Raw genomic sequence first — 5,381 nt, forward strand, 5'->3', positions numbered from 1 at the left:
GTGTCTCGGTGGGCGGGGTTGGGGATGATTGTTGCGGTCCTGGCGCTGGTCATATCGTCGTTCTCATTCGTCCAAGTTGCCTCGGCAGATGACATCGGGACCTCGACCACCACAGTTCCGACCACCACAGTTCCGACCACAACGAAGCCGCCCGCGACTACGACGGAGGCGCCACTGAAAACGACGGCGCCGCCTACTTCCACGTCGGAGTCACCCACTTCTGCGAAACCGCCGATCACATCCACAGCGCCCCCGTCTACGACTTCTGTGGCGGCGCAGCGACTGGCCGCACGCGGAGTCAATCCCGGCATCGATGTGAAAATCACCGACGTCCAGGTCGAGGGAAAGAACGGCCAGCAGATTACGGTCGGGGACTCCGTCACCGTGAAGGGCACTTGGGACGCGTCAAGCGCGAGCCCGCAGCCGGGCGACCAGTTCACCATTGAATTCCCTGGCGAGCTGAAGCTTCAGTCCAACCCGACGATCGCGCTGGAGGGCGACGATGGGACGGTTTGGGGCACATGCGATCTGGCTGCTTCCACCAATCTCATGACCTGCGTGCTCTCCGACGCTGTGGCGGATCGGCCGGACGAGGTGAAGGGCGATTTCTTCGTCTACACGAAGGCAGTCGAGTACACCACGTCAGAGACTGTGGATTTCACGATCAACAACAAGGTCACGCCGGTCGACCTGCCCGGCACGGGCGGCATCACCGACGGCCGCGTAATCGGCGAGTCGACGAAGTCCGGCAAACTCCAGGACAACAAGCAGTCAGTGCGGTGGACCATCGACATCCCCGGCGCCGATCTGGCCAAGTTGGACGCAGGCAACACCGGTTCGGTGACCCTGAGCGACAAGCTCTCCGACAACATGAAGGTGTGTGCAGGCAGCCTGCTCAACGCGAAGCTGTGGTCCGGTCGCCCGGGCGATCTCAAGCCGGTCGCAGGCGGCGTCACCGTCACCCAGAGTGCCGCTGGGGATCCAGTCAGCATCGCGCTCGACAACGGCGGCCCCTTCGAAAGAAACAAGCTCTACCGCATCGAGTACACCTCGTGCACAACCAGCGGCGAAGTGGACAACACGGGCACCGTCTACGACAACTCCGTGACCATCGGCGGGAACACCGTAGGCGCGGCAGGCGTCGGCCAGGATTGGTCGCCACAGACCGGGCCGTCGAAGTCCGGCGGTTGGGCCGGGGGCACCCGGTACAGCGAGATCGACTGGAGCATAACGCTTCCGGGCACTTTCATCGCGAGCCTCCCCGACCAGAAAGTCATCATCAAGGAGACTCTCGGCGCCAATCACGAGGTCTGCGAGGGCGGCCTCGTCCCGACGGTCTGGCGCGCGAACCGTCTACCCGGGCTGAACGGTGAAACAACCAACCACGTCAACGTCACCTCCGAGTTCGACATCGACGCTTCCGGTGCCACGGCGAGTGCCCAATCCTTCAGCATGACCATCACGCCGAAGGAAAAGATCAAGCAAGACTCGACGCAGTACTACTACGTGAAGTTCCGGTCCTGTGTGATCGAGAAGGAGGTGCCGGACTCCTCTGATGTGTTCACCAATACGGCGGTCGTCAACGGCATCTCCAAAGACGCTTCGGTGACGGGGCCCAAGTTCGAGGGCGGCAAGACCGGCACGCTCAACACCGAACCGAAGGACGTCGCGGGCGAGAAGCAGCCTGCCGGCACGACCATCGACTGGAAGGTGCAGGTCTCCGGGCACACCCTCGAGGGCCTCGACGCACCGGCGGTCATCACCGACACGTTCTCCGACAGCTTGGCGGTGTGTGATGTCAGCGGCGATCTGAAGAAGGACCTCAATTTCAAGGTCACCGCGGGCGACTTCCTTGCAAAAGAGGGCGGGACGGACATCACCGCGGGCACCACGGTCACACGCAGCGGCGACAACGGGATTGCCATCACCCTCCCGAAGGACGCGGGCGACTACAACCGTGAGACACGCTATTACGTCGAATACACCCTCTGCACCAGCAGCGGTGGGCTGGATCAGCGCGGCACGGTTTACGGGAACTCGGTCTTCTACAACGGCAAGACTCAGTCGACGCAGAGTGTCAAGCAGGAATGGGGCGGCGGCGGCACCGGCCAAGGTGTGTCACGGGGCTCGTTCTCGCTTCTGAAGGAGATCGCTCCCTTCTCCGAGAAATTCCCGCAAGACACCGAGTTCACCGTGAAAGTCGAGGAGTTCGCCCCCGGGCAAAACCCAGCGACCGACGCCCCGGTGAGCTCCTACGAGATCAAGGTGAAGGCTGACGGGACACCGGTCAGTGGGATCAACCCCCGCGGAACCGGCTGGCAGATCCGACTGTCCGAGATCAACCTCCCCACCGTTGACGGTGTGTATTTCGATAGAGGGACGTTCCGCCCGTCAGAGGGTGTGACGCTCAACGGGGACCGCACCGAGGCGCTGGTGACCATCACGCCGAAGAGCAATGTCGGTGTCACACTGCTCAACAAAGCGAGTCTGGGATCGGCGAGGATCACCAAGTCCGTCATCGGTGACGGAGCGCGCACGGGACTCGAGGCCTTCGTCGTCAACGCAGAGATCGCCTTTGGTGACGACGCCGCCGGCAACGAGTTGCGTCAATTCACTCTGAAGGACGGTCAGCACTACGACCTGGGCAAGTTGCCCATCGGAGCGAAAGTCACCTTCACCGAGGTCCAACCGATGAACACCGACCTCGTGACCTGGTCGGAGCCGGTGATCAACCCGAAAATGCTCACCATCGGCACCGATGCGTCGGCGAACACGGTCTCCGTCACCAACGAGGCCACGATCACGCAAGGCACCTTCGAAGTGAGCAAGAAACTCACGGGCCCGAAGGCGTTCGACAAGGCCGTACCGGCGAGCTTCGACGTGATCGCAACCTGGCTCGATACGGACGACAAACCGCAGAGCAAGACACTCTCACTTCCGTCCGACGGCACCGCGGTTCCGTTCGGCGAGAACCTGCCCGGTGGCACCGAAGTCACACTGACAGAGCTGGTTCCGGCAAACGGTGACGGTCTCGCATATGGCGTGCCCGCATACTCCGGGAATGTCAGGATCAATCCGGACAACGCAGCCGTGGTGACCATCGGCAAGGATCTGCGCAAGATCGAGGTGTCGAACTTCGTCGACGTCAACGACGGCACTCTGCGCATCGCAAAGCAGGTCGGCGGTGAGGCCGCCGAGGCCATCGGCGACGACGTGGAGTTCACGGTCGAGGCGCGTTGGCGCGACGGTGTGGAATACCGCACCCAGGTGCTGAGCGTCAAGCAGGGACAGACCACACCGCTCGGCGTCGACCTCCCCGTCGGCACCGAGGTGACCTTCACCGAGACCGGCCGTCCCGATGTCGACGGAGTCGAGTGGGGCACGATCTCCTGGGGAACCAGCCCGGAAGGCGAATCGTGGCTGCATTCGAACCTCGACGGCGCCGCGACCGGCATAGTCTCCGACGACCCGACCGACGGTCGACTGATCACGCTGTCGAACGAGGCGCTGTGGAAATTCGGATCGGTCGAATTCACGAAGTTCATCCTCGACGCTGACGGCAACCCCGTCCGCGCCCCCGAGGCCGACCTGCCTGACAGCGCGACGTTTGAGGTCCGTATCGACGGAATCGATCCGGCGCTCCCCGCCGGAACCGATTTCCCGGCAGTGGGCCAGACCATCACCCTCGATGCCGAAAACGACTGGAGCTGGACGTCCGACGAGGTTGTGCCGCGGAACACCGTGATCACCTTCTCCGAGGTCGACCCCAAGCCCCTGGCCGGTATCGACTGGGCGCGGCCGTATTACTACGTGTCCGCGGATGCCGGTGACGCCGAATACCGCGACACCGTCAAGGCGGTAGCTGGTGAGAAGGCTGTGGTGGAGATCCACAACCGCCCGATCCCGACCACCGAGGTGGATATCGACAAGATCGTGACCGGCCCCAAGGGCGGCCAGGTGGTCAAGGACGGATCCACGATCTTCCAGGTCACGGCTACGTGGACGGACATCGACAATGAGGCGCGGTCTTGTGTTCTCGATGTCAGACCGGGCGCTTCGGTCACTCCGACCGCCCAGTGCGACGCAGCCGTCATCGACGGCCGGGTCCAGTTCCCGCTGAACACCGACATCACTTTCACAGAAACCGGTGCTCACACTGACGTCACCAACGTCAAGTGGGGTGAAGTGATCTGGGGCGTCAAGGAAGGCAAGGCGGACGTCTCGAATATCGACGGCGAACCGACCGCAACTTCCGTCAAGCTCACCGGCGAAGCAAACAAGTCGGTGGTCCTGGGACTCGAGAACAAAACCAGCAGCAATGGGCTGATCATCATCCCGATCCCGATCCCGCTGCCGCCGTGGGAAATCCCGACGTGGCCGGGCTCTGAGGTACCCGGAGGACCAGGCACCGACGTGTCGACTCCCGGCAACAACACTCCCGGCAACAACGGTGGTGGACACAACGGTGCTCCGGGCACGCCTGCTCCGGGAAATCCTGCTCAGACCAAACCGGACCAGTCATCGTCCCTGCCGGTAACCGGCGCGAACGTCATCTGGCTCGCCGGTCTGGCGCTGGCGCTGATCGGCGGTGGCGCATGGCTCACCCTGCGTAACCGCAAGCGTGCACCCGGCCGGGAGTAACTCCCAACCAGGAATACCGAAACAGGGCGGGTGGCGACCTACGCCTGGTCGCCCCCGCCCTGTTTCACCGTCACGACGTATCTATCTCGCGGCCGCCCCCGCGGCCCGCCCCTCGAAGGAGAAACACCATGTCATTCCTCCCGTTCCCGATCGTCATCGAAGGCATCGAGACCACTGGTTCTGCCGCGATCGACGGCCTCGGTCGCCTGTCCGTACTCCTTTACGATCTCCTCGGCGGTACCGGAAGCGCCACGATCAACGCGGGCAGCTAGTTCGATACGGCACCAATTCGACACATCGGCTAGCTCGGTAGATCTGTGAAGAGGAGACCCCGGTCCGTGAGCGATACCAAAGTTCCAGGGCGTCGGCGGCCGGGCGCAGGCCAGGTAATCGGCGAACTGCTCCTCACGGCCGGGGTCGTCATCCTGCTGTTCGTCATCTATGAGGCGTTCTGGACCAATATCGTCTCAGGGCGGCTGCAGGACGAGCTCAACAACAGTCTGGAGGAATCCTGGGCCGAAGTCCCCGAAGCCTCAGGAGCGATCGACGGTCAGCCGGTGTCCCCGCTGATCCCTGTGCTCGGCGAGGGATTCGCGCGCGTGCATTTCCCCACACTCGGCGCCGCGTACGCAATCGTCGAGGGCACACGCAACGAGGACCTGCGGGCCGGCCCCGGCCACTACCCGGACTCGCAGATGCCCGGCGAAGCCGGAAACTTCGCGCTCGCCGGGCACCGCAAT

Annotated in this window: 3 protein-coding genes; all 3 read left to right on the forward strand. The window is 63.3% G+C overall.

The window, feature by feature from the left end; genetic code table 11:
• A partial coding sequence (locus ABX74_RS08505) for a DUF5979 domain-containing protein (protein ID WP_223257861.1) occupies positions 1-4,641 on the forward strand: 4,641 nt, incomplete at its 5' end.
• Positions 4,642-4,769: 128 nt separating this feature from the next.
• Positions 4,770-4,913 (forward strand): hypothetical protein, encoded by a 144-nt coding sequence (locus tag ABX74_RS30355; protein WP_003945342.1) that lies wholly within the window; start codon positions 4,770-4,772, stop codon positions 4,911-4,913.
• Between the two features lie 66 nt (positions 4,914-4,979).
• On the forward strand, positions 4,980-5,381 hold a 402-nt coding region (locus ABX74_RS08510), incomplete at its 3' end, for a sortase domain-bontaining protein (RefSeq protein ID WP_047888636.1).

This window comes from Rhodococcus sp. ARP2 (genome assembly GCF_001029585.1).
Taxonomy (GTDB): Bacteria; Actinomycetota; Actinomycetes; order Mycobacteriales; family Mycobacteriaceae; genus Rhodococcus_F; species Rhodococcus_F erythropolis.